Raw genomic sequence first — 24,310 nt, forward strand, 5'->3', positions numbered from 1 at the left:
ATAAAACAGCAGATATTAATCTTATTTAAAAGTGATATTTTTTATTTTTCACCATCTAGCAGCGAAAAACATATTTCTCACTACTACATCACATATTTTACACTGTTTCTCCACAGCTAAAACGACATCTTTTTTTAAAATAAAAGAAAAAATGTCATTTAAATTTTAAATATTATTCATAAAATAAAAAAAGAGGATAAGAAAATATATTTGGCTCCAAGGAATAAGAAGGAACTGTTTTTTTCGCTGTTTATTTGGAAATAGAGTCGCGTTTCTTTTTTTTCGTGAAAAAAAAAGCGAAACAAAACTAAAAATCAGTTTTGTTTCGCTCTCTATACTCGGATAAACGATGAGAAAAAAACTATCCCTTCGGAAATAAGCCGAAATTACTGTAAAACACAATGAGGAACGAGTTGATGCTTTCTCGTCAAAGACGTTGCAGATAAACAGTACTACACAGTTTCTATCGGAGCTAAACCCTTTTGTCTCAGTCTCATTGCCTATCTTTTCTATTTCTAAAATACTTCTGGATATAATAATCTCAGCACGTCCATCGTCAAATGACGTCCTTGCCCTGCATGAGGATAGGTATGCATATGCATCGCTGGATTAAAATTGGCTTCAATAATTCCGTATGTCTGGCTATCTTTACTGCCCTTGATCGTTTTGTCTGGAATGATCAAATCGATCCCGCAGATTTTTGCTCCTAAAGCTTTTACAGCTTCGATTGCAATTTGTTTATAGCTCTCATCAAAATCGTCCGTGACGTCGATCGAATCACCGCCTGTGCTGATATTTGAATTCTCGCGTAAATAGACGACCTGATCTTTTTCAGGAACCGATGTCACTAACAAGTTCTGTTCCTTCAGCATCAATCGTTCAACATCCCCAAGCTGAATCAGCTCTAAAGGCGAACGGTGATGCGTCCCTCTTAGCGGGTTCAGATTTTTCTCAGCCACCAATGCTTCAACCGAACGAACACCATCACCGACCACATTAGCTGGCACACGTAATAAGATCGCCCGCACCTGATCATCGATCACAAAGAAACGGTATTCTGTTCCTGGTAGAAATTCTTCGATCAACACAGCAGAGTCCTCTTTGAAAGCTAATTTCAACGCCTCGCTGTAGTCCGCCAGAGAAGCTCCTTCTTTAAAAATCGTGATACCCAAACCGTAATTCGTTGTTTTTGGCTTAATCACAAACGCTTTTTCAGAATACTTCATATACGCCTGCTCTGCTTGCTCTAGCGCATCAAATTCATCACCAGCAGGAACATTGAAGCCAGCTTCTGCTAAGACTTTCTTCGTTACCGTCTTATTCTCCATGATCAGCGGTACGATGTAGCTGTCTTTGCTAGTCATATTCGCATTTTTGACATATTCTATATGTCCTTTATGGGTCAACTTCAAAAATTGTTCCTGTTCATCTAAAATCTGAACCTCTACCCCTTTTTGAATGACATCAAATAAAAAGAGTTGCGTAGATAATTCCATATTCCTAAAACCTGCTAATTGATATGGTCTTTCATAGGCCATTCCCTGATACTCTTTCCCAAAAACGATCCCTAATTCATGATTTGAATTACTTTCGATGATCGTCCACATTTTTCCTGCGATCGTCAAATCAGGTGTTCTCAACTGTCCTCTGTGGATCTCAAGGACTTTCTTGAATTTAAATAATCCTAGAGATTCAATCATTTCATCCATCTCTGCAAAGATCCGATCACCTTCTGCTAGCAAGTTTACTTGGGCAAAAGGATGACCTAAAGCAACCTGTTCATTCAACAAATCACCTGTTGCTACCCAATCATTTGGGGTCTCTTTTTCATCCGTCCAAAGCAGATACAGCATAAACAAATGAATGAACTCCAAAGATTCTTCTTCTATCCCTAAAGGAGCAAACGGGTTCAAGTCTAAATTTCTTAATTCGATATAACGAATACCGGTTTTAGGTAAATCAGACATTTGCTTACCGCCACGTAGTCGAACCGCCGAATAAAATTCTTTTTCCTCTGATAAAACGCCATTTTCCACCATTCGATGAATGTCGTCGATATAGCTTTGCAAAGATTCATACGAGACTTTGACATTCTCTTTATTTTTATAGCCAAACGCACTATTGCGGATACTTCTGACTGGCTCTTTTGGACGATCTTCCTTCTCTGTAAAATAGCCCTCTTCACTAACTGGCGACGCACCAAATAAATAAGTGATCAACCAACGGTAACGTAAATAGTTACGCGAAACTTTCATATATAAAATATTTTTGAACTCTTCGATCGTCGCATATTCTGTTTGCACTGAATACAACGCTTGAACTAATTCGATCGCATATTCAAAATTAAAATGGATCCCGCTGACCATTTGTTTCCGCTTGCCGTATTCTCGTGCCAAGTAGCGACGATAAAGGATTCCTTCAAATTGTTCTAGTTTGGCAATTTTGATCTCTTCATCTTTTTCAGGTAATTTTGGCGGCATACTTAACGGCCATAGCATTTCTGATTTATTCATGGAACGTAGCGCAACATCATGGATCGCCGCCAAATAGCGCAGCATTTCATTGATCGAATTTGCTACTGGCGTGATCAACTCCACCTGTGTCTCACTAAAATCTGTCTGAATATATGGATGATAGGAACGATTTCCTAAAATTTCTGGATGGTCAGTCTTTGCTAACGCACCATCAAAAGTTGTGCGCTGACTTTCTTTTTCTAAACCAAAGCGTGCCTCTGTCATATATGGACGGACACTTTTTTGTTGTAATAACTCTTTAAATTTCATTTTGTCGCCTTTCTTCCCCGTTATTATTCATCACTACTCATTATATAAAAAAAGAGCGGTAAAAAGAATATTTACGCTTAATTTTGTCAAAAAGAACACGATTGCCGTATCTATCGGCGAAATTTCCTACTTTCACCATCAAAAAAATCATTGTATACTAGAAAAAATAAATTGAAATGAGGAACTATCAATGACTAATCGAGCCTTGATCGTAATTGACTTGCAAAATGGTCTTGAACAAACTGGTAATGGTTTATTTCAGTTAAATGATGTATTGACTGGTGTTAATCAACGGATATGTGCATACCGCAAACAGCAGCAGCCGATCATCTTTATTCAACACGAGGATGAAGAACTGATTCCACAAAGCCACAATTGGCAATTATTTGAACAGTTAGACGCTCGTTCAGAAGATTATTATGTTGGAAAAACACATGCTAATTCCTTTTTTAAAACCGTTCTTAAACAACAGCTTGATGCGCTTGCTGTGACTGAGCTTGAGTTTTGCGGTGCTCAGACAGAGTATTGTGTAGATACGACGATTCGAATGGCTCATGGGTTGGGCTACACTAATTTCATGAAAAAAGGACTTAGCACTACATTAAACAATGAGTTACTTGGAGCCAAAACGATCATCCAGCACCATGAGCAATTATGGGACAAACGCTTTTTGACTTTTATTTAATGCATTTCGTTCATTTTCTACTTGATTTTATTTTACCATAAGTATGGGCTGAAAAATTAAAATTATCTCATGATATCTCTTAGTCATTCATGATAGTATAGCTAAGGGATATTTATTGAGCGTTTGAACGGCTCCATCCTTTCACTCTCTCAATTTCAAGACTTTTAACTATGGAGGAATGTATAAAATGAAATTTACGAAAAGACAGATTCAAGACGCGCTTTATGTGACGATCGGTTCTTTTATTTTGGCTGTTTCGATCAATTCAGTACTGCTGCCTAATAAAATCGTTGCGGGTGGAGCAAATGGGATCAGTGTTGTGATCAATCACCTTTTTGGTATCAGCCCAGCTCTGGTTTTATATGCGATCAATCTGCCGCTGTTAGTGCTTTGTTTTTTATTACTAGGTAAAGATGTAGGGATCAAAACCATTTATGGCAGCTTGATTTATCCATTTTTCGTTGGGATCACTGCTAATTTTCCTGTGTTAACGCATAATATCTTTTTGGCGACGTTATTTGGTGGGATTTTAACTGGTGTTGGTTTAGGCTTAGAATTTAGAGGAAATGCGTCAACTGGCGGAACTGCAATTATTTCTCAAATCGTGAATAAATATTTTAAAATTTCTTTGGGCGTATCGATTTTATTTGTCGATGGTCTGGTGATTCTATCTGCTTTATATGTTTTTAGTACAGATACTGTTTTATTCTCATTGATCTGTCTTTACATCATTGGGCGTGTTGTTGATATGGTCCAAGTTGGATTTGTTCGTTCGAAAAACGTACTGATCATCTCACCAAAATATGCAGAGATCAAAGAAAAAATCCTGATCGGTATGGACAAAGGGATGACACTTATTCCAATCGAAGGCGGCTATCAACAAAATAAAAGTATGCTGATGATGACCGTGATCAGTGAAAAAGATTTCAGCCGGATCAAAGAAGGGGTTCTTGAAATTGATGAAGAAGCGTTCATCGTGTCAATGAACGCCAGTGAGGTATTCGGGCGTGGGTTTAGTTTGAAAAAAATTGCTGAAGATTATGGAATCGAAGCGAACAATCTATAAAAATAAAAAACAGATTCGTGATAGGAAATCGCGGATCTGTTTTTTTGAATATAAATGTCCCTTTATTTAAAATTGTCGCAATTAAGGCGGATCGCTTCACCATTATCGATCAAAACTTCCGCATGTTTTTCGCCCCAGGAACAAAGCAGATCAAGGATTTCTCCTAAGGATTCTCCATATTCACTTAAGCTGTATTCAACTTTAGGCGGAATTTGATTGTATACCTTACGATCGATGATATTGTCCTGTTCTAATTCACGTAATTGTTGGGTCAACATTTTCTGCGAGATTTTAGGAATCGCCCGAAGCAATTCGCTCGTCCTCATCACCTGATGTCTTAAGTTGCATAGAATGATCGGTTTCCATTTTCCTCCAATCACATCTACAGTAACTTCTACGCCAATGTTGTATTCTTTTTCAACGATAGTTTGTACGTTTTCCATCAGCAACGCTTCCTTTCGTTCTCTATTAAAACAGAAAAGTACTGATAAATCAATTAGTTACTTTTAGGTGTGTATAAAACTTTAAAGTATGTACTAGTCAAACTGAACGATTGCTGATACGATAGTTTTATTCTAAAAGCGAGAGGAAGATTCAAATGATTCATTCATTAACAGATACAGTTTTACTAAATAATGGCGTAAAAATGCCTGGTTTTGGCTTAGGTGTATTTCAAGTAAGCAACGAAGATACGATTTTTTCTGTTCAAAAAGCCATTGAAGCAGGTTACATCAGCATCGATACTGCACAAATCTACGGCAACGAAGAAGGTGTTGGGGAAGGGATTCGCCGCGGCTTAGCAGCTACTGGAAAAAAACGCGAAGACTTATTCATTACGACTAAAATTTGGAATCACCAATTAGACTACGATCAAACGATTACCGCATTTAACGAAAGCCTGTTAAAATTGGGATTAGATTATGTAGACTTATATTTGATCCATTGGCCTGGAAACAATGAGTTCTTGACTCCTTGGAAAGCAATGGAGGATCTATATGCCGCTGGAAAAATCAAAGCAATCGGTGTGAGTAACTTTGAGATCCATCATTTGGAAACCTTACTTGAAGCAGCAAAAGTCATTCCTGTATTGAACCAAGTTGAGCTTCATCCAAGAATGGCTCAAAAAGAAATGCGCAGCTTTTTAAAAGAAAAAGGCATTGCTATTGAAGCGTGGTCTCCATTGATGCAGGGACAACTACTACAAGATCCAACGATTTTGGCTCTTGCCGAAAAATATCATAAATCAGCCGCTCAAATCATTTTAAGATGGCACGTTCAAAATGAAATTATCGTCATTCCTAAATCGATCAAAGAAGAGCGTATCGCCAGTAATGCAGATCTGTTTGATTTTGAATTATCGACAGAGGACTTAGCGTTGATCGATCAGCTGGATAATGGCACCAGAGTGGGACCGCATCCAGATACTTTCTTTTTTGAATAGCATGTAACAACGACAAAGGAGGAAACAGTATGGAAATGGGCATCAAAGGTAAAAAGGCGTTGGTCACTGGATCAACGAAAGGAATCGGTAAAGCGATTGCTTTAGAACTGGCAAAAGAAGGCGCTGACGTGCTGATCAACGGTCGCAAGGATCAAGAAGTACAGCAGCTAGTCAAAGAAATCAAAGAAGCTTATCCTGCAACGTCACCCCAGGCAGCAACTGGAGATATCGTCGATCCAGAACAGCGTGAAAAATTATTTGCGCAATTCCCTAAAGTCGATATTCTTATCAATAATATGGGGATTTTCCAGCCAATGGCTTATGAAGACATCGACGATGCAACGTGGGAACGTTTCTTTCGGACTAACGTTTTAGCCGCAAATGATTTAGTTAAATTTTACTTGCCAACTATGCTAGAAGAAAATTTCGGCAGAGTCATCTTTATTGCCAGCGAAGAAGCCATCATGCCTTCTGGAGAAATGCCGCAATACAGTATGACTAAAACAATGCAGCTTTCTTTAGCTAAAAGTTTGTCCAAGCTTACAAAGGGCACTTTGGTCACTGTTAACACGATCATGCCTGGCTCTACAATGACCGAAGGCGTTCGTGACATGATCGAGGAAATGTATCCTGATCCTGAATTACCTTTAGAAGAAAAAGAACGATTATTTATGATCAACAACCGACCATTGTCGCAAATCCAACGCTTGATCGATCCAACTGAGATTGGTCGTTTGGTGGCTTTTGTTAGTAGTCCGTATGCTTCTGCTTTTAGCGGAGTGGCGATTCGAATGGATGGCGGTATGGTACCGACGATCTTTTAAAAAAATAACCGTTACATCGGCTGAAATGAAGTCGATGTAATGGTTATTTTTATGATTAGTCTTCTTCTTTTAATAAACCTTTAAATAGCCCTACCGCGAAGTCATTCGCATCAAACGGTTCTAAGTCATTGATTCCTTCACCTAAACCAACTAATTTAACTGGCAAATGCAGTTCATTTCTGATTGCTAAAACGATCCCGCCTTTGGCTGTTCCATCTAACTTAGTAAGAACCAAACCAGTCACATCAGTCGTTTCTTTAAATTGTTTTGCTTGAGACATGGCATTTTGTCCCGTTGTCGCATCGACAACAAGTAATACCTCATGTGGTGCATCAGGCAGTTCACGTTGGATCACGCGCTTGATTTTTTCTAATTCCTTCATTAAATTGACTTTATTTTGTAGACGACCAGCCGTATCAACCAAAAGGATATCCGCATTCTCCGCTTTCGCTCGCTCTACTGCGTCAAAGACGACCGCTGCTGGATCTCCACCGGCATTGCCACGAACAACTTCTACGCCAGCACGTTCGCCCCAAACAACTAATTGATCGATCGCACCTGCTCTAAAGGTATCTGCTGCTGCCATCAACACTTTCTTACCGTCTTGCTTGAATTCATGAGCCAATTTACCAATGCTGGTTGTTTTCCCAACACCATTTACACCCACAAAAAGCATGACAGTCAATCCATCGGTTTGGATATTCAATGCATTGTTTTCTTCGACACCTTCTGCTTCATATAAATCCACCATTTTTTCAATGATTATATTTTGGATCACAGCAGTTTTTTTGGCATTGCGCAATTTTACTTCCTGACGCAGTTGCTCTGTGATTTTGATTGCTGTATCGAAACCAACATCGGCACCGATCAAGGTTTCTTCCAGTTCTTCAAAAAAGTCTTCATCGACGGAACGGAAATTAGCAAATAATTCATTTAGACGTTCACCAAAGGTTTTCCGAGTTTTTTCCAAGCCTTTTTCATACTTTTCTTGTACGATGATTTCTTCTTGAATTTCTTCAGCTACTTCCGGTTCAGGGACCTCTTCCGGCAGCACGTCATTTGCCGCAGGCTCTGGCTCTAATTCGACCTCAAGTTCTGGTTCTATGACTGAATCGACCTCTATTTCTGATTCTGCTTCTACTTGTTCTTGCAAAGAATCGATTTCAGTTTCTTCTGGGGCAGAAACTTCTGAATCGGCTGCTGTTTCTTCTAATGTCTCATCTGTTTCGATTTCAGCTGGCTTCGTTTCCTTTTCATTCATAAAAGCCTTTTTTATCTTATCAAAAAATCCCACTTAGTTTCCTCCTTTCAACGGTTCTAAAACAAATTTCTCCACTGCTTTAGCTACACCATCATTATCATTTGTATCAGTGATCACATCCGCTAATTCTTTCACACGAGGCACCGCATTTTCCATAGCCACACCTAGACCAGCGTATTCGATCATCGGCAAATCATTTTCCTCATCACCGATCGTCATGATTTCCTCTTGCTTGATGTTCAAGTCTTTTGCTAATAAAGAAATACCGTATGCTTTAGTGATTCCTTTCGGCATGAATTCTAATAAATTACTTCTCGTCTTGATGACTTCGTATTTTTCATAGAATTCACTAGGAATTTTTTTGATTTGTTCATCCAGATAATCTTCATCGATTGCTACAACAGCTTTGTTATAAATTCGCTCTGTCGTCAATTGCACCAATTCTACCGGCTCAAAGGTCAATAGATTATTCAGCTGACTGTATAAAGAAGTGTACTCTTTAGAAACTGGTAATTGAAGAACTATCCCATCAGATAGAATATCCAAAGGTACATTCAAGGTTTTAGCTAATCCATGCAGGATATGGATATCTTCAAGCGGCATTGGATTTTTTTCAATGATTTCACCCGTATCATTTTTTTGAACCAATCCACCATTGAAGGTAATACTATAATCACCATTATCACGCAAATCCAACGTTTCAAGATACCCTTCTATCGCAGCTAAAGGACGCCCTGTACAAAGAACAACCTTAACCCCCGCTGCCTTTGCTTGTGCTAAAACAGCTTTATTCCTAGCTGAAATTTCCTTCTTACTATCTAATAACGTCCCATCCAAATCAATGGCAACCAATTTAATCAAATAAAAACCTCCTTAATTTAAAAGTGGAACAAATCGTCTAATCCTGTAGAAAATTAGGAAATTGATTTTGAGACGCTCTTTGTCTCACTGGTAATTTATCTATTTTCCTAAGAATTGATTTGTGTAGTTGGACAATTTAAAAGCGGAACAAATCGCTTAATCCTGTAAAAAATTAGGAAATTGACTTTGAGACGCTTTTTGTCTCACTGGCAATTTATCTATTTTCCTAAGGATTGATTTGTGTAGCTGGATAACGATAATAGTGGAATGAGCTGTTCTGTCTCGACTGAAAAATAGAAAAATATAACTGAGGTGCTTTTTGTCTCATTTATATTTTATCTTTTTTCCGAAGAGTTAGCCTGTGTAGCTGGACAATTTAAAAGCGGAACAAATCGCTTAATCCTGTAGAAAATTAGGAAATTGACTTTGAGACGATCTTTGTCTCAATGGCAATTTATCTATTTTCCTAAGGATTGATTTGTGTAGCTGGATAAGACAAATGACCAACACTTTCTTGCAAAAGTGTTGTACTATCGCCATCATCAGCTTTCCGCAACGATCGCTCCGCCTTCTTTGACTTCTTCCAATCGAACCGAAACGATCTTAGACACGCCTGATTCCTGCATTGTCACACCGTACAGTACATCAGCAGCCTCCATCGTTCCTTTACGGTGGGTGACCACGATGAACTGAGTATCATCTTCAAACTCGCTCAAGTAATGACCAAATCGTGAAACGTTGGCATCATCCAACGCTGCTTCCACCTCATCAAGCACACAAAACGGTACCGGGCGTACACGAATGATCGAGAACAACAAAGCGATTGCCGTTAAAGCCCGTTCTCCACCTGAAAGCAGACTTAAATTTTGCAGTTTTTTACCTGGCGGCTGTGCTTCGATTTCTACCCCTGTATTCAATAAGTCGTTTGGATCAGTCAAGATCAATTCTGCCCGACCACCGCCGAACATGTTTGGAAAGACAACTTTGAATTGGGCGCGAATCGCTTCAAACACTTCACTAAAGCGTGTTTTAACTTCTTCGTCCATCTCACTCATCGTTTCAAATAATTGATCTTTAGCATCCAGCAAATCATCGCGCTGTGATACTAAAAATTCATGCCGTTCATTGACCTGCTCATATTGTTCGATCGCATTCAGATTGACTGGACCTAAACGTTCGATGTCACGTTTCAACCGTTTCACCTCGATCTTCGCCTGTTCTTGATCGATCGTCAGCTCATAATCTTCATTGGCACGTTCAAAGGTCAAACTATACTCCTCTTGCAAATATTGCAAGGAATTATCCAATTTGATTTCAGAACGGTTCTTCTCGACCTCGATCTTGGTTTGCTCCGTCAATAAATGCTGCTGCTGTTTATTTTCTTCCGCTAACCCAGTATCGATTTGATCGACCTGCTCTTGCAACTGTTGACGATTCGTTTTAGCTTCTTGGATGCTGTTTTGTAATTGTTCTCTTTTTTCAGCCAATTGCTTCATTTGAACGGCTAAACTTTCTTCAGTGACCTGATGATCCGTTGAATTGTCATTTAGCTGTTGCAATTGTTGATGTAAAGCTGTTTCTCGTGCTAAAAATTCATCTAGCTGAGTTTGTTTTTCAGATAATTGTTCAGTCAAATGAGCAAGCTGTTCTGCCGCTACTGCCTGATCTGCCTGAATCTGATTGTATCGTTCAAACGCCTCTGCCCGTAAAGTTTCCATCTGGCTTGCTTCTTGATCGACCTGCTTCATTTCCTGATCTAAGCTGTTTCTCTGTTGATCAAGTGTTTGCTGTTGTTCCGTCAGCTCTTCTTTTCTTGCTTGATATTCAGTTAAAAACTGGTGCAGCTCACGTGCTTCAAATTCAAAAAGACGTTGTTCTTTTGTTAAACGAGTGATCGTCTCTTCCTGATTGGCCAATTTATTTTGAAGTTCCTGCTGTTTCAAACGGCTGATTTCGCCCGTTGAACGTAGTTGCTCAAGCTCCTCATTCAACTGCTTGACTTCATCTGTCAGCTGTTGGACTTCTTTTTCAGTCGCTGCCAGCTGTTTTTCCACACGTTCCATTTGTTCAGTCAATGTTTGCAGCTCTTGTGTTTGTGAAAACAGGCTACCTTGATTACCGCGTTTATTTGCACCACCGGTCATTGAACCACCGGAGTTCATAACGTCTCCTTCTAAAGAAACCACGCGATATTGATAATTGACCGCTTTTGCTAGCTGGTTGGCACTTTCGAGATTTTCTGCTAATAAAGTTACACCCAAAAGATTTTGGATAACGTTACTGACTTCATCAGAAAAACGAACCACTTCACTTGCGATCCCTAAAAACCCTGACACGTTGCCAACACGATCCCGGATAGCACTGGAAACACTTCTAGGCTTGATCGTCGTTAATGGTAAAAAAGTTGCCCGACCGCTATGCTGTTGTTTTAAAAATGTAATACCTGCACGACCGTCTTTTTCAGATTCAACGACAACATGCTGTGCCGCGCCGCCTAAAGCCGTCTCGATCGCAACTGTATATTCTTTTGGAACATCGATCAATTCCGCTACAGCGCCAACGATTCCTGTCAATTGGTCTTTATGTTTTAAAACTGCACGAACCCCTTGATAAAAACCAGAGTAATTTTCTTGGATTTCCTGCAGGCTTTTTTGGCGTGCTTTGGCTTGTTGGACTTGATTCATTGCTTGATACATTTGTTTTTGTTTAGCTGCCAACTGACCTTGCTTTTGATCCAGCTGATGTTTCAGCTGAGTATATTGCTCTCTTTGGTTTGTTAATGACTGTTCTGAAGCCGTTAAATCAGCGGTCACTTGTTCTTTGTCAGCCAAGGCTTCCGCCATTTGTTTTTCCAGCGCTTCGTGTTTTTGGATCGATTGCTGATTTTTAGCCGTTTCCTGCTGATACTGGCGTTCCAGATACTTCAAATCATTCGTTGTATTGGCTTGCTCCTGCATTACTTCAACATATTGGCTACGCAGTTCTTCCAGCAATTCTTTTGATGATTTACTGTATTTTTCAACTTCCAGCTCAGACGCTTTGATCGCTTCAACGAATGCTTCACGTTGAGCTTTTTTCTCTGTTACTTTGGTTTGTAGCTCTTGTACCTCTTCACGGTAGCGTGTGATTTTTTCAGCGTTTTCTTCTAAAGATTGCTGATACTCACTTGTTGTCTGCATCGTGTGTTTTGAGCGTTCAACTAAAACATCTTTTTGGCCTTCTGTTTGCTTCAATGCTTCTGTGATTTGCAGCAATTGCTGCTGCTCTTGCTCGATTTGTTCATCCAACTTGTTGCGTTTTCCTCTAAGTTGGAACAATTCGTCTTCAGAATCACGGATTTTTTTACTTGCTACATTTAACTTACTTTCGATTTCCGTCAGTTCTGCTGTTTTGACTTCCCAAACAGCCTTGGCCGACTCGATTTCTGTGACGGTCAAGCTTACATCTATTTCGGTCAACGTCTCTTTCAGCTTTAAAAACTCCTTCGCCGCTTCGCTTTGGGCAGCTAGAGGAGTCAGTTGGTCTTCTAATTCATAAATGATATCTTGAACACGGCTTAAATTATCTTCTGTTTCAAATAATTTCTGCTCGGCTTTTTTCTTACGCTGCTTGTATTTCAACACTCCTGCTGCTTCTTCAAAAATACCGCGGCGGTCTTCTGGCTTACTGTTAAAAATCGCTTCGACTTTCCCTTGGGAGATGATCGAAAATGACTCTTTCCCTAACCCCGAATCCATAAATAAATCATGAATATCTTTTAAGCGGCAGGCTTGTTTGTTGATGAAAAAATCACTTTCGCCTGTTCGACGAAACCGACGTGTTACACTGATTTCAGTAAAATCCAAAGGTAAAAAATGATCACTATTATCTAATACAACCGTTACTTCGGCTATATTCAATGCTTTACGACCTTCCGATCCGGCAAAAATAATGTCCGGCATCTTTCCGCCGCGAAGACTTTTTGCCGATTGTTCGCCTAAAACCCAGCGGATCGCTTCGGTGATGTTGCTTTTTCCACTGCCGTTTGGACCTACGACAGCAGTCACTCCATTTTCAAATTCTATAACGGTTCGATCCGCAAAGGATTTAAATCCTGCGATCTCAATTCGTTTTAAATACACGAATAATACGGCTCCTTCCAAGCTTACTCAGGATGTTTTTTCAGCGCTCGTTCAGCGGCATCCTGTTCTGCTAATTTCTTCGACTTTCCTTGTCCCGTTCCAATCAATTTTCCATCGACATACACTTCGATCGAAAAAATCCGATCATGTGCAGGCCCTTCTTCGTTGACTAAACGATAGTCGATCGTTACGTCCCCTTGACGTTGCAATACTTCTTGTAAATGTGTTTTGTGATCCATCTCATGTGAAAAAGCACCAGCATCGATTTTTGGAAAAACCACTTCTGCAATAAATTTCTTCGCTGCGCCAACTTTTTGATCTAAGTATAATGCACCCAAAAATGCTTCAAATAGATCACATAACAAGGCAGGGCGTTGACGGCCGCCAGAATTTTCTTCTCCTTTTCCTAGAAGAATATATTGGTCGAAATGACATTCTTTTGCAAATTTTGATAAACTATCTTCGCGAACGATCGCCGCACGCATTTTTGTCAGTTTGCCTTCCGGCATTTCCGGGAATTGTTGGTATAAATATTGAGAAACCAATAACTCCAATACTGCATCTCCTAGAAATTCTAATCGTTCATTATCAGACAGTTTTAAATAGCGATGCTCATTCACATAGGATGAATGCGTAAAAGCTTGTTCTAATAGGTTGACATCATGGAAAACAATGCCGTAACGTTCTTTTAGTTCGGTAGTTAACTGATTGTCCATTTGCTACATTCCTTTAAATTTATTTACAACCTTCTCTATTATACTTTTTTTTCCAGTATTTTTAAATGGTTAGGGGAGATTTGCCGTAAATTCACGTAAGGATTCATCAGATTTGAAGGGTTTCCTCATCATTTTTTCGATTTCTATCAGATTTTCTGCTATTTCACACAAAAAATACGGACTATTTCTTCATTCCAAAAGAAAAAAGCGTGTCAAGATCCTCCGATCCTGATACGCTTTTATAGATTACTCACCAAAAAATCGTTGGATTTCTGTTTGTGCTGCTTCTGGTGAATCGGAGGCATGGATAATATTGTGATAACTATTATTCCCGTAATCTCCACGAATCGTTCCAGGTGCAGCCTCCAGACAATTGGTTGCTCCGATCATCGTTCTGACCGTTTTTATGACTGCTTCTCCCTCTAAAACAAGATAAATCACCTCAGAAGAAGTCATGTAGTCCATCATATCTTCAAAGAAATCAAATTTTTTCACATGGGCATAATGTTCCTCTGCTAATTCCCGAGTCATCATTGCCACCTTTAGTTGACGGATCGTTAGTTGCTTTCTTTCAAAACGTTGAAGGATTTCTCCCACTAGCTTACGCTTCACACCATCCGGTTTAATAATAATCAATGTCTGCTCCATACAGCTTCCCTCCAATAGTTGCAGCGCCAATAATGAAAACGCTTAACTTGAAGATTACCACCACTCTTGGAATCTGTCTAGTATATAAGTGACAAAAAAGAGTAGTGGTTTGTTTGGAATGACTACACTGTGGACCATTTATCTGTGTAACTAAAGACTAATAGGACAAACAAAGCCATAAACCAACTCTGTTCATCCCTACTAGTTACTCTTTAGCGCTTTTCAGCTGTGAGCTCGATGTTATAATAATCTCTTGTATCTTCATAATTCCAAGTAAAGGATTTTACGCGATTATTTACTGGCATGATTTCGTTTCTATATAATGTCGGAATAACTGGTGCTTGTTCAAACATATACTCTTGCCACGCATCATACGCTTCTTTACGTTTTTCATCATCAAATGATTCCTTTGAATCAATTGCACTCAACAGCTTATCATTTTCTTCTGAAACAAAACGTGAATAGTTAAAAGCAGCACTTCTACTGTATAAGCCAGCTGGTGAAGGCGCACTGCTTACACTCCAAGCGGCTTGGAATACATCGATCTCCGGATCATCATTTTTGACCTTATCATAGAATGCTTGGAAATCGATCAAACGACCCGTTGCCAGCTTCACATCTAAACCAATTTCTTTCCATTGTTGTAGATAGTAATCAGCTAATGGTTGAGCCGTTTCCCCACCTGCCATTGAAGCAAAGTTGATTGTTAATTTTTCCCCATCAGGATCTTCTCTCAGTCCATCATCATCTGTATCCTTGTAACCTGCATCATCCAAAAGTTTTTTAGCTTTTTCTAAATCGTATTGGTACCCTTTGATATCAGAATTGTGCAATGTTTTAAAAATTGGTGGAATCAGCGTTGTTGCTCCTGAACGCAAGCCGTTATAGAATTTTTGTCCGATCGCATCATTATCTACCGCATAGCCCATTGCTTGGCGTAAATTCACATCAGCCATTTTTGCATCAGGGTTTAAAACGGATTCACCTTTATCTTTATCGTATGTTCCTAATTTGAACCCAATATAGGTATACGCTAACTCTTCACGACCCAGCATTTGATAATCTTCCGTATCTTTATATGTCGGGAAGTTATCTGTCGGCATTGAGTAAACCATGTCATATTTTTTCGCTTTCAGTGCTTCAACGATCGAAGCTGTCGGCACATTTGTGAACACGATTTTCTCTAATTTAGGTTTTCCTTTATAATAATGTTCATTTGGTAAATACTCTACAGATTCACCCGTTACAATTTTACTCATATAGTATGGACCGAATGTTACAGGATTTTTACGGACCGCATCACTTTTTTCTTGGTCTTTGATCGGTATATCTTTAAAGATATGTTTTGGCATCGCACTTGTATAAACACCACCGTCTAATTGCAACATCCCCGGATTCATTTCTTTATAAGTCACTTCAACTGTTTGATCATCGATTTTCTTGATTCCAGAAATCGCATCTACTTTACCATCATGATACTCATCCATTCCGACTATATTGGTAAAATTGTCATCATAGCGAATACCAGTATATTCTTTGTTCCCAATCACTTCATAAGGATAGATCAGATCATCCGCTGTTACGGGTTCACCATCTGACCACTTAATGTCATCCTTCAATGTAATTGTCGCTTTTTTATCATCAACATCCAAATCTAACGTCGCTGCCCCATCTTCAGTAATAACAAAGTCTTTATCATAGGAGAATAGTCCTTCATGAGATGGTCTCATGTAATAATTATCGTAAGCATCTTGATAATAGACTTCTGAAAATAGTCCCTTAAACTGCGTATCTGACGCAACTGCAACATCCAATGTTCCGCCTTTGATTGGATCCTGATCGTTTTTAACTGCCATTGTAAATTTACTGATATCTTCTGTTTCAACGTTCTTATTCCCTGAATCAGATTTTTTACTACCATCACACGCAGTTAATGTCATTGTTAAAGCTGCCGTTACTGTAAGTAATCCCACTAATTTCTTGTTTCTCACACTTTTTCCTCCTCATTTTTAGCCCAAACGTTGTCTGGCATCCGCTGAACGCTTAAACGCTTGACCAATATAATTTATACATAACATCATTACTAAAATCAGCACTGATGCAGGTACCCAAATCCATGTTTTGTTAGCCAAAACATCTCCATTACTAGCATAGCCGATCAAAGTCCCTAAACTAGGAACATTGGTTGGCAAACCAAAACCTAAGAAAGTCAATGTCGTTTCAATACCGATATTCGCTGCAAAGTTGATCGTCAAATTCGTAATGATCAATGAGCTTAGATTCGGCATGATCTCACGAAACATAATTTTGAAGTCGCTTGTGCCTAACGTTTTAGAGGCACTAACGTAGTCTCTGCGAACTTCTGATAATGTTTTACTTCTAAATAACCTAGCTTTTGCAACCCAATAAAAAGCACTCATAATCCAAATAAACGACCACACATTATATTTAGGGATTATCGTAACAAATACAATGATGATCATCATGATCGGTAAAATCATAATAAAATCTACGATCCTCATCACAGCGTTATCAAAGAAACCACCATAATAACCAGAAACAATCCCGATTCCGACTCCAATGATCGACGTGATGATCGTGATTGCAAATCCGATCACAACCGAGTTGCGAGCGCCGATGATCAGCTGTCCGAATACATCACGACCACCTTCGTCTGCTCCTAATAAAAATTTTCCGCCTGGTTCAGCATATTTATCTAAAATACTAACGGTCATTACTTTATCTTGATCAGTCATGAGTGCACCGATAAAAACAACCATTAAAATAATGATCAATAATGTCAGTGAAAATATAGCCAATTTATCTTTTTTAAATTCTCTTGCGATCATGCGAAAGCCCATCGGAGGAATTTGTTCAGTAATTACTGTTACTTGTTCATCTTTTTCCATTTTATTTTCATCCTTTCCTTAAAATTGATTTTTACTGCACCCGAATTCGCGGATCTACAATACTCATCACGATATCTGAAACCAGATTCCCGATAAGCGTCGCAACACCTAAAATCAATACTAAGGAGGTAATTACTGCATAGTCCCGTTGACCGATCGAATCAATAAACAACTTACCTATACCCGGATACCCGAAAATCCGCTCAATAACAACTGATCCGCTGATCAAGGCTGTAATTTCATAACTTAATTGAGAAACAATAGGCAAAGAAGCATTTCTAAAAATATGTCGAGTATAGACTTTATTGGTAGGTACACCTTTGGAACGAGCTGTCCGTACATAGTCCAATGATTGCGAATCGATCACTTCATTACGTAAATATTGAATCGTGATCGCTGTCCCTAATAAAGCCTGAGAGAGCGCCGGTAATATCAAATGATAGAAGCGATCCCAGACATAGCCTACTGTCCCTGAATCAACACCACTTGAAACAGAACCTGTTGTCGGAAACCAATCCAGACGATACCCAAAAATAAACAACATCACAAGTGCAAAAATAAACGGAGGTACAGCAAAGCTAATAAAATTATAGATAACAACAAATTTATCTAAAATCGAATTTTGATAGCGACCAGACAGAACACCTAGGGGTAAAGCGATCGCGTACATGATCACAACGGTCAATAATGACAAAAGAATCGTATTGACTGCACGATTACCGATCAAAGTTGCTACTGGTAATTTAAAAATGAAACTCTCTCCAAAATCACCATGGAAAACATTCCCGATCCAACGAACATACTGCGTAGTCCATGGATCATTCAATCCAGCGGCTTCCCTCATTTTTTCAATGACAGCTGGATCTGTGTTTGGATTGATTAGTCCAGTAAACGGATCGCCCGGCATCATTTTAGCAAGGATAAAAATCAGCACACTCAAAATCAGGATTTGAGGAATCATGAAAAGTACTCGTCGTAAAATTGTTTTCCACATTACTCTGCACCTCCATCTTTTAACGCCACTTGATGTGTTGGACTGATTTTACGTAAATCATAAACACGACCGTTTTCATCATAATATTCACTTTGACGAGCGATATATTCCTGTTCTACTTTGCGACGCTCCGCCTTGTGCGCTTCTCGATGTGCAACATCGATTTTAGGAATTGCAGACAGTAATCGTTTGGTGTAAATATGCTTTGGATCATTATAGATATCTTCACGAGTCCCGATTTCTACAAACCGTCCTTTATACATGATCGCAATATTGTCGCACATATGCTTTACAACACCTAGGTCGTGAGAAATAAACAAATAACTCAATCCATATTCTTCTTGAATATTTTTCATAAAATTCAGAACTTGTGCTTGAACAGACAAATCCAGTGCCGAGACAGGCTCATCTGCAATGATCAACTTAGGATTCGTAGCAACTGCCCGAGCTACACCTAAACGTTGCCGTTGACCTCCTGAAAATTCATGTGGGTATTTGTACAATGCATCTTCAGGCATTCCAACGATATCCAGTAATCCTTTGACTTTCTTTTTCTCTTCTTGATCACTTAACCGTTCAAAATTACGAATCGGTTCCGCAATAATATCCAAGACTCGCTTCTTAGGATTTAAACTGGACATAGAGTCTTGAAAAATCATCTGGACATCTTTGTTGTATTTCATTGCTTTTCGTGTTCTTGCCTGTGTTACTTCTTGATTTTGATAAAGGATGCTGCCACTGGTGATTTTTTCCAAACCGATGATCGCTTTGCCTGTCGTCGATTTTCCAGAACCTGATTCACCTACCAGACCATATGTTTTGCCTTTTTCAATAATAAAATCAACCCCGTCAACTGCTAAGACATGATCTGTCACTCGATTAAAGAAGCCGCTGCGAATGGGATAATGAACTTTCAGGTCTTTGATTTGAATAATTTCTGCCATTACATTTCCTCCTGTTCATCTCTAAATTGAAAATGCTGATAACAGGTACAACGAACGAAATGATTCTCTGCCACCTCATGTAAAACAGGTGTTTCTTCATGTGCCGCTTCCGGTATCCACGGGATTCTAGGTGCAAAACGGCATCCTGTCCTCGGTAATTTGCTCAATGAAGGAACAACCCCTTCAATCACATGTAATTGGCTATTTTTTGAGTCCTCTTGAGGAATCGACTGCAGCAATGAACGAGTATATGGATGCTTCGGGTTATCAAACAGCTCTTTTGCAGAAGCCACTTCCACAAATTGTCCCGCATACATCACCGCAACTTTATCTGCCATCTCAGCTACGACACCTAAGTCATGTGTAATCAAAATAATGCCAGAACCTGTTTCTTCTTGTAAATCTTTCAAAAGATCTAAAATTTGAGCCTGAATCGTCACATCTAATGCAGTTGTCGGCTCATCTGCAATAATGATCGCAGGTTTACATGCAATCGCGATTGCAATGATCACACGTTGACGCATGCCGCCAGAAAGCTCATGGGGATATTGCTTTCCTACTCGCTCAGGATTAGGTATTCCAACCTGCACAAGCAATTCAAGCACCCGCGCTTGCTTTTGCTCTGCAGTCATATCCGTGTGATATGTCAGACTCTCCTTGATTTGGTCTTCGATCCGCATCAAAGGATTAAGTGCCGATAATGGGTCTTGGAAAATCATACCAATGTCATTTCCACGAATTTTGTTGTATAGCTGCTCATTAAAGGTCGTCAAATTCAAATCTTTATATAGAATCTCTCCACTGACACGAGTATTATTCGCATCATGCAGCCCCATGATCGTTGTAGCTAAGGTACTTTTTCCGCAACCTGATTCGCCAACGATCGCTAAGATTTCATTTGTCCCTAACTCAAATGACACATCATCCACTGCATCATAATATTCGTCCTTTAAACGAAAACCAGTATGCAGATGCTGAACGTCTAATAGTTGATTTTCCTTACTCACATGTGTACACTCCTCTATATTTCATACTTTAAAATCCCCATCAATTACATATGAAAGATTTTTTTAATCTTCCTGTAATCTTTTTAACCAATTGTATATAACTATTAGTAGAAATGCAACATTTTGATTAAAATAAGTAGTTACACGACAAAAAAGAGAAGCAAAACGATTGATCGTCTTGCTTCTCTTTCATTTTCTAGTTCTTATAAGTGATTCATAATATAATCTACAGCGGCACCAACTGTTTCAATTTGCTCTGCATCTTCATCCGAAATTTCTGTACCAAACTCATCTTCAAGCTCTAAAACAAATTCCATTACACTAATAGAATCTGCATTCAAGTCATCTTTAATGTTTAATTGATCTGTCACTTTTTCAGCTTCAATATCAAAGTGGTTTGAGATAATCTTCGCTACTTTTTCCAATACTTCTTCACGAGTCAACTTGTATTCACCTCCACTGGTTCTGAACAACGTTTTGCTTTTAGCGTTAAACGCTATGATACATTGTACTCACAAATGATCGATTTGTCCATCTTTTTTTTGCAATTTCATTACAAAACGGTTGCAATCTGGTTGCGGAAACCCTTATTCCTTAGTTTCATAGTAGCTGACAAGCTGCGGCACAACCTCTGTTTTCAGCATTGTATGAATTTGACGGATCGTGTAACGAACGGCTTCTGGTCCTGTTGAGCCATGTGTTTTGATCACAGGTGCTTTTAGGCCAAAAAGTACTGCTCCGCCATGTTTAGAGTAATCCATTTCATTTTTCATTCCACGTAAGGCATTTTTTAGAAGCAAAGCACCCATTTTTCCTTTGACACCTTCTGCTAAAATAGAGGTTTTCAACAGATTCATCATGTTTAGAGCAGTTCCTTCAATAGATTTCAGGACAGCATTTCCTGTAAATCCATCTGTAACGACGACATCTGCCGCTCCACTCAATAAATCGCGTGCTTCGACATTACCGATGAAATTGATTCCTGATTCTTCTGAAAGCAACTCATAGGCTTTCTTCGTTAATTCACTACCTTTTGTCTCTTCTGTGCCATTGTTTAAAAGAGCAACGCGAGGATTTTTCACGTTTCTTACTTTTTCTGCATAGAACGAGCCTAGCACGGCATATTGAACTAAATGTTCTGGTTTATTATCAGCATTTGCGCCTAAGTCTAGCATATCAAATCCGCCATCTGCCTGACCCATAACAGGTAGGGTCGACATCAAACCAGGTCGCTCAACATTTTTGATTCGTCCAACAATGAATAATCCTGCAGCTAACAACGCTCCAGTATTCCCAGCTGAAAAAATCGCATCTGCTTCTCCATTTTTCACTGCCTGCGCAGCTAAAACCATCGATGCTGTTTTCTTACGACGAATTGCCTTGACCGGTTCATCATCACTACTGATTTTTTCATCCGTATGAATGATCGTAATATTCGTTTCATCTGTCACATATTTTTTAATTTCAGTTTCTTTCCCATAAAGTAAAAACTCAATATCAGGAAAATCCTGTTTAGCCAGCATAACACCCTCAACAATAGCCTGAGGTGCATGATCGCCTCCCATTGCATCAACAGCAATCTTCATAAAATAGTCCCTCCTAGATAAGTACAATAAGTAGTATAACATATAGAAAAGCGGAACAAAGCGTCTAACTCTCATGAAAATTAGGAATCTGACACTGAAACGCTCTTTGTTTCATTGACAGATTGTCTATTTTCCTTGAGAGTTGCTTTGTGCAGCTGGATCAAGAAAAGCGGAGCGAGCCCGTTTAGTCTCGACTGAAAAATAGGAAATGAGGAGTGAGACTCTCTTTGTCTCACTCATTATTTATCTTTTTTCCGAGGGACTGGTTCGTACAGCTAGATCAAGAAAAGCGGAGCAAACCGCTTAAACCTCAAACAAATTAGGAAAATGATGGAAAGATGCTCTTTATCTTTTTCTATTTATTGAAGTTCAATTCAGCTCATCTATCTAAACAATTCTAATCAAAAAACTGGTGTTCCGCTTCATGAGGCTTGATCTTTTCTGCTGCTCCACTATATTCCGGCAAAAGCCACCACTGCTCTTTCTTCCAAATCTCACTGGCTTCCTGCCGCGCAACTTCCAAAATGTTGAAATCCGTCACGATATCCCCAACCGCAAACTGCGGAATCCCAGATTGTCTTGCACCAAAAACTTCTCCCGGGCCACGTAATTCTAAATCCTTTTCACTCAATACGAAACCATTATCTGTTTCTGTCATGATTTTCATTCGCTCAACGCCCATCTCATTCTTGGGATTCGCCACTAAAATACAATACGAGGCATCTGAGCCACGGCCCACTCGACCACGCAGTTGATGTAATTGTGCTAAACCAAAACGGTCCGCATCCATGATCAGCATGACTGTAGCATTTGGAACATTGACTCCGACCTCGATCACAGTTGTCGAAACAAGTAACTGCAGACTATTTTCTTTAAATTCTTGCATGATCTCATCTTTTTCCTGATTTTTCATTTTCCCATGAAGCAAGCCTACCTGATAATCTGGATTGAAAAAGGCAGACATATGCTCAAAAATTTCCGTTGCATTTTTAACATCTAACGCCTCTGACTCTTCGATCAGCGGACAAATCACATACGCTTGATGCCCGCGCGCTAATTCTTTTTGCATCCATTCAAGCACAGTATCCAATTGTGGGGGACGAATCCAGCGTGTTTCGATCGGGATTCTACCTGCTGGCATTTCATCAATGATCGACACATCCATTTCACCAAAAGCGGTGATCGCCAAGGTTCTTGGAATTGGCGTTGCTGTCATAAACAAGACATCAGGCTTCAACCCTTTCTCTCTAAGTATCCGCCGCTGATTCACACCAAAACGATGCTGCTCATCGGTAATAACCAAGCCCAAACGATGAAAAACAACATCTTCTTGGATCAAGGCATGTGTTCCTATGATTATATCGATTTCTCCTGTTGCTAATTGTGCCAAAATTTCACGTCGCTCTTTTGTCTTTGTCGAACCTGTCAGTAATGCCGTGCGTACTTCTAACGGATCGTATAGTTGTTGGAGACTTTCCATATGCTGTTGCGCTAAAATTTCAGTCGGTACCATCAATGCACCTTGAAAACCAGCCGTCATCGTTGCGTACAGAGCGATTGCTGCAACGACTGTTTTTCCGCTTCCAACGTCCCCTTGTAGTAAACGCTGCATGTGATTGGAACTCATCAGATCCCGACAAATTTCATTCGTCACTTTTTTTTGTGCAGCTGTCAATTCAAATGGAAGCTTCTTAGTGAATTCTTTCAAGCGCTCGACATCATACTGAATACTCATACCGTTTTTCTCAGCCTTTTCCTGCCGTTTCAAGCCTTGCATTTTTAGCTGGAAGAAAAAGAATTCTTCGAAAACAACTCGTCGTTTTGCTTGATGACTTTCTTGTGGGTCACTCGGAAAATGCATTGCAAATATCGCTTCTTTTCTTGAAATCAAGCGATATTTCTCTAATAGCTCTTCCGGCAAAATTTCTTGAATCAGGTCTCCATAGCTATCAAAGCCAGCACGAATAAGCTGGATCAAACTGCTTTGACGTACCTTTTTATTTACATGGTAAATCGGTGCAAAATCTTCCCCATCATTTTTGGCAGCTAAGATTTTCATACCATTCAACGATTTTCTTTTTGCATCCCATTTTCCATACACGGCAATTTCTTCTGACATCACGATTTTGTCTTTTAAGTAAGGTTGATTAAAAAAGGAAACGTTGATCACCGCATGGTCCTGCATCATCCGAAACATCAGTCGACTTTTTTTATAGCCGTATCGGCTAACGACCGGCTCAGAAACAACGAGACCTTTAAGTGTGACTTTTTCTTGGTCTTGAATCTCATTTAACTCTTTTTCCTGAATGTCTTCATAACGAAAAGGATAGTAGGTCAGCAGATCTTCGATCGTTTGGATACCCAGCTCTTTTAAATTTTCCGCACGTTTTGGTCCTACGCCCGATAAAACACTGATATCATCTGATAAATCCACTTACGTTCCTCCTCTCAGCTTTAAAATACG

General features: G+C 39.4%; 19 protein-coding genes. 4 read left to right on the plus strand and 15 right to left on the minus strand.

The features are described from left to right. Window positions 1–515: 515 nt before the first annotated feature. Entirely contained in the window at window positions 516–2,783 is a 2,268-nt protein-coding gene (gene gshAB / locus CC204_RS11240) for a bifunctional glutamate--cysteine ligase GshA/glutathione synthetase GshB (RefSeq protein WP_088270216.1), read from the minus strand. Window positions 2,784–2,973: 190 nt separating this feature from the next. Between gshAB and CC204_RS11245 the strand changes: the two genes are divergently transcribed. Beyond that, complete coding sequence (locus tag CC204_RS11245; protein ID WP_088270217.1) at window positions 2,974–3,468, plus strand: cysteine hydrolase family protein; 495 nt, start codon at window positions 2,974–2,976, stop codon at window positions 3,466–3,468. A 187-nt stretch (window positions 3,469–3,655) separates the two neighbouring features. Further along, entirely contained in the window at window positions 3,656–4,534 is an 879-nt protein-coding gene (locus tag CC204_RS11250) for a YitT family protein (protein ID WP_088270218.1), read from the plus strand. A gap of 62 nt (window positions 4,535–4,596) precedes the next feature. Here the strand turns inward: CC204_RS11250 and CC204_RS11255 are convergent, their stop codons facing one another. Beyond that, entirely contained in the window at window positions 4,597–4,977 is a 381-nt protein-coding gene (locus tag CC204_RS11255) for a winged helix-turn-helix transcriptional regulator (protein ID WP_188634493.1), read from the minus strand. Window positions 4,978–5,132: 155 nt separating this feature from the next. On the opposite strand from CC204_RS11255, the gene CC204_RS11260 reads away from it, so the two are divergent. Continuing rightward, on the plus strand, window positions 5,133–5,975 hold the full coding sequence (locus CC204_RS11260; protein ID WP_088270219.1) for an aldo/keto reductase: 843 nt from the start codon (window positions 5,133–5,135) through the stop codon (window positions 5,973–5,975). 29 nt (window positions 5,976–6,004) lie between these two features. Next, window positions 6,005–6,799: an SDR family NAD(P)-dependent oxidoreductase gene (locus CC204_RS11265; protein ID WP_088270220.1), complete on the plus strand. Its 795-nt coding sequence runs from the start codon at window positions 6,005–6,007 to the stop codon at window positions 6,797–6,799. A gap of 55 nt (window positions 6,800–6,854) precedes the next feature. Here CC204_RS11265 and ftsY read toward each other — a convergent pair whose 3' ends face one another. From ftsY to recG, 13 genes are all read right to left on the minus strand, one after another. Then, the gene (gene ftsY, locus CC204_RS11270) at window positions 6,855–8,093 is read right to left on the minus strand and encodes a signal recognition particle-docking protein FtsY (RefSeq protein WP_088270221.1); all 1,239 of its coding nucleotides are present in this window, start codon (window positions 8,091–8,093) and stop codon (window positions 6,855–6,857) included. After that, window positions 8,094–8,921, minus strand: a complete 828-nt coding sequence (locus CC204_RS11275) for a Cof-type HAD-IIB family hydrolase (protein WP_088270222.1) — start codon at window positions 8,919–8,921, stop codon at window positions 8,094–8,096. Between the two features lie 542 nt (window positions 8,922–9,463). Further along, on the minus strand, window positions 9,464–13,042 hold the full coding sequence (gene smc, locus CC204_RS11280; protein WP_088270223.1) for a chromosome segregation protein SMC: 3,579 nt from the start codon (window positions 13,040–13,042) through the stop codon (window positions 9,464–9,466). A gap of 23 nt (window positions 13,043–13,065) precedes the next feature. Next, the gene (gene rnc, locus CC204_RS11285) at window positions 13,066–13,758 is read right to left on the minus strand and encodes a ribonuclease III (protein ID WP_088270224.1); all 693 of its coding nucleotides are present in this window, start codon (window positions 13,756–13,758) and stop codon (window positions 13,066–13,068) included. A gap of 246 nt (window positions 13,759–14,004) precedes the next feature. Then, window positions 14,005–14,406 carry a nucleoside-diphosphate kinase gene (gene ndk / locus CC204_RS11290; protein WP_088270225.1) on the minus strand — a complete coding sequence of 134 codons (402 nt, stop codon included), beginning with the start codon at window positions 14,404–14,406 and terminating at the stop codon, window positions 14,005–14,007. A gap of 212 nt (window positions 14,407–14,618) precedes the next feature. Beyond that, the gene (locus tag CC204_RS11295) at window positions 14,619–16,397 is read right to left on the minus strand and encodes an oligopeptide ABC transporter substrate-binding protein (protein WP_088270226.1); all 1,779 of its coding nucleotides are present in this window, start codon (window positions 16,395–16,397) and stop codon (window positions 14,619–14,621) included. Between the two features lie 18 nt (window positions 16,398–16,415). Next, on the minus strand, window positions 16,416–17,315 hold the full coding sequence (locus CC204_RS11300; protein ID WP_088270227.1) for an ABC transporter permease: 900 nt from the start codon (window positions 17,313–17,315) through the stop codon (window positions 16,416–16,418). Between the two features lie 31 nt (window positions 17,316–17,346). Then, entirely contained in the window at window positions 17,347–18,309 is a 963-nt protein-coding gene (gene opp4B, locus CC204_RS11305) for an oligopeptide ABC transporter permease (protein WP_088270228.1), read from the minus strand. Further along, window positions 18,309–19,253 (minus strand): ATP-binding cassette domain-containing protein, encoded by a 945-nt coding sequence (locus tag CC204_RS11310; protein WP_088270229.1) that lies wholly within the window; start codon window positions 19,251–19,253, stop codon window positions 18,309–18,311. The genes opp4B and CC204_RS11310 overlap by 1 nt, the downstream gene beginning before the upstream one ends. Continuing rightward, the gene (locus CC204_RS11315) at window positions 19,253–20,260 is read right to left on the minus strand and encodes an ABC transporter ATP-binding protein (protein ID WP_088270230.1); all 1,008 of its coding nucleotides are present in this window, start codon (window positions 20,258–20,260) and stop codon (window positions 19,253–19,255) included. The genes CC204_RS11310 and CC204_RS11315 overlap by 1 nt, the downstream gene beginning before the upstream one ends. Window positions 20,261–20,463: 203 nt before the next feature. Further along, window positions 20,464–20,703: an acyl carrier protein gene (gene acpP, locus CC204_RS11320; RefSeq protein WP_087641834.1), complete on the minus strand. Its 240-nt coding sequence runs from the start codon at window positions 20,701–20,703 to the stop codon at window positions 20,464–20,466. Between the two features lie 144 nt (window positions 20,704–20,847). After that, window positions 20,848–21,846, minus strand: a complete 999-nt coding sequence (gene plsX / locus CC204_RS11325) for a phosphate acyltransferase PlsX (protein ID WP_088270231.1) — start codon at window positions 21,844–21,846, stop codon at window positions 20,848–20,850. A gap of 397 nt (window positions 21,847–22,243) precedes the next feature. Continuing rightward, a complete protein-coding gene (recG, locus tag CC204_RS11330; protein ID WP_088270232.1) occupies window positions 22,244–24,280 on the minus strand; it encodes an ATP-dependent DNA helicase RecG in 2,037 nt (678 codons plus the stop codon). Between the last annotated feature and the right edge of the window lie 30 nt (window positions 24,281–24,310).

Origin of the sequence: Enterococcus wangshanyuanii (assembly GCF_002197645.1) — a bacterium.
GTDB lineage: Bacteria > Bacillota > Bacilli > Lactobacillales > Enterococcaceae > Enterococcus_L > Enterococcus_L wangshanyuanii.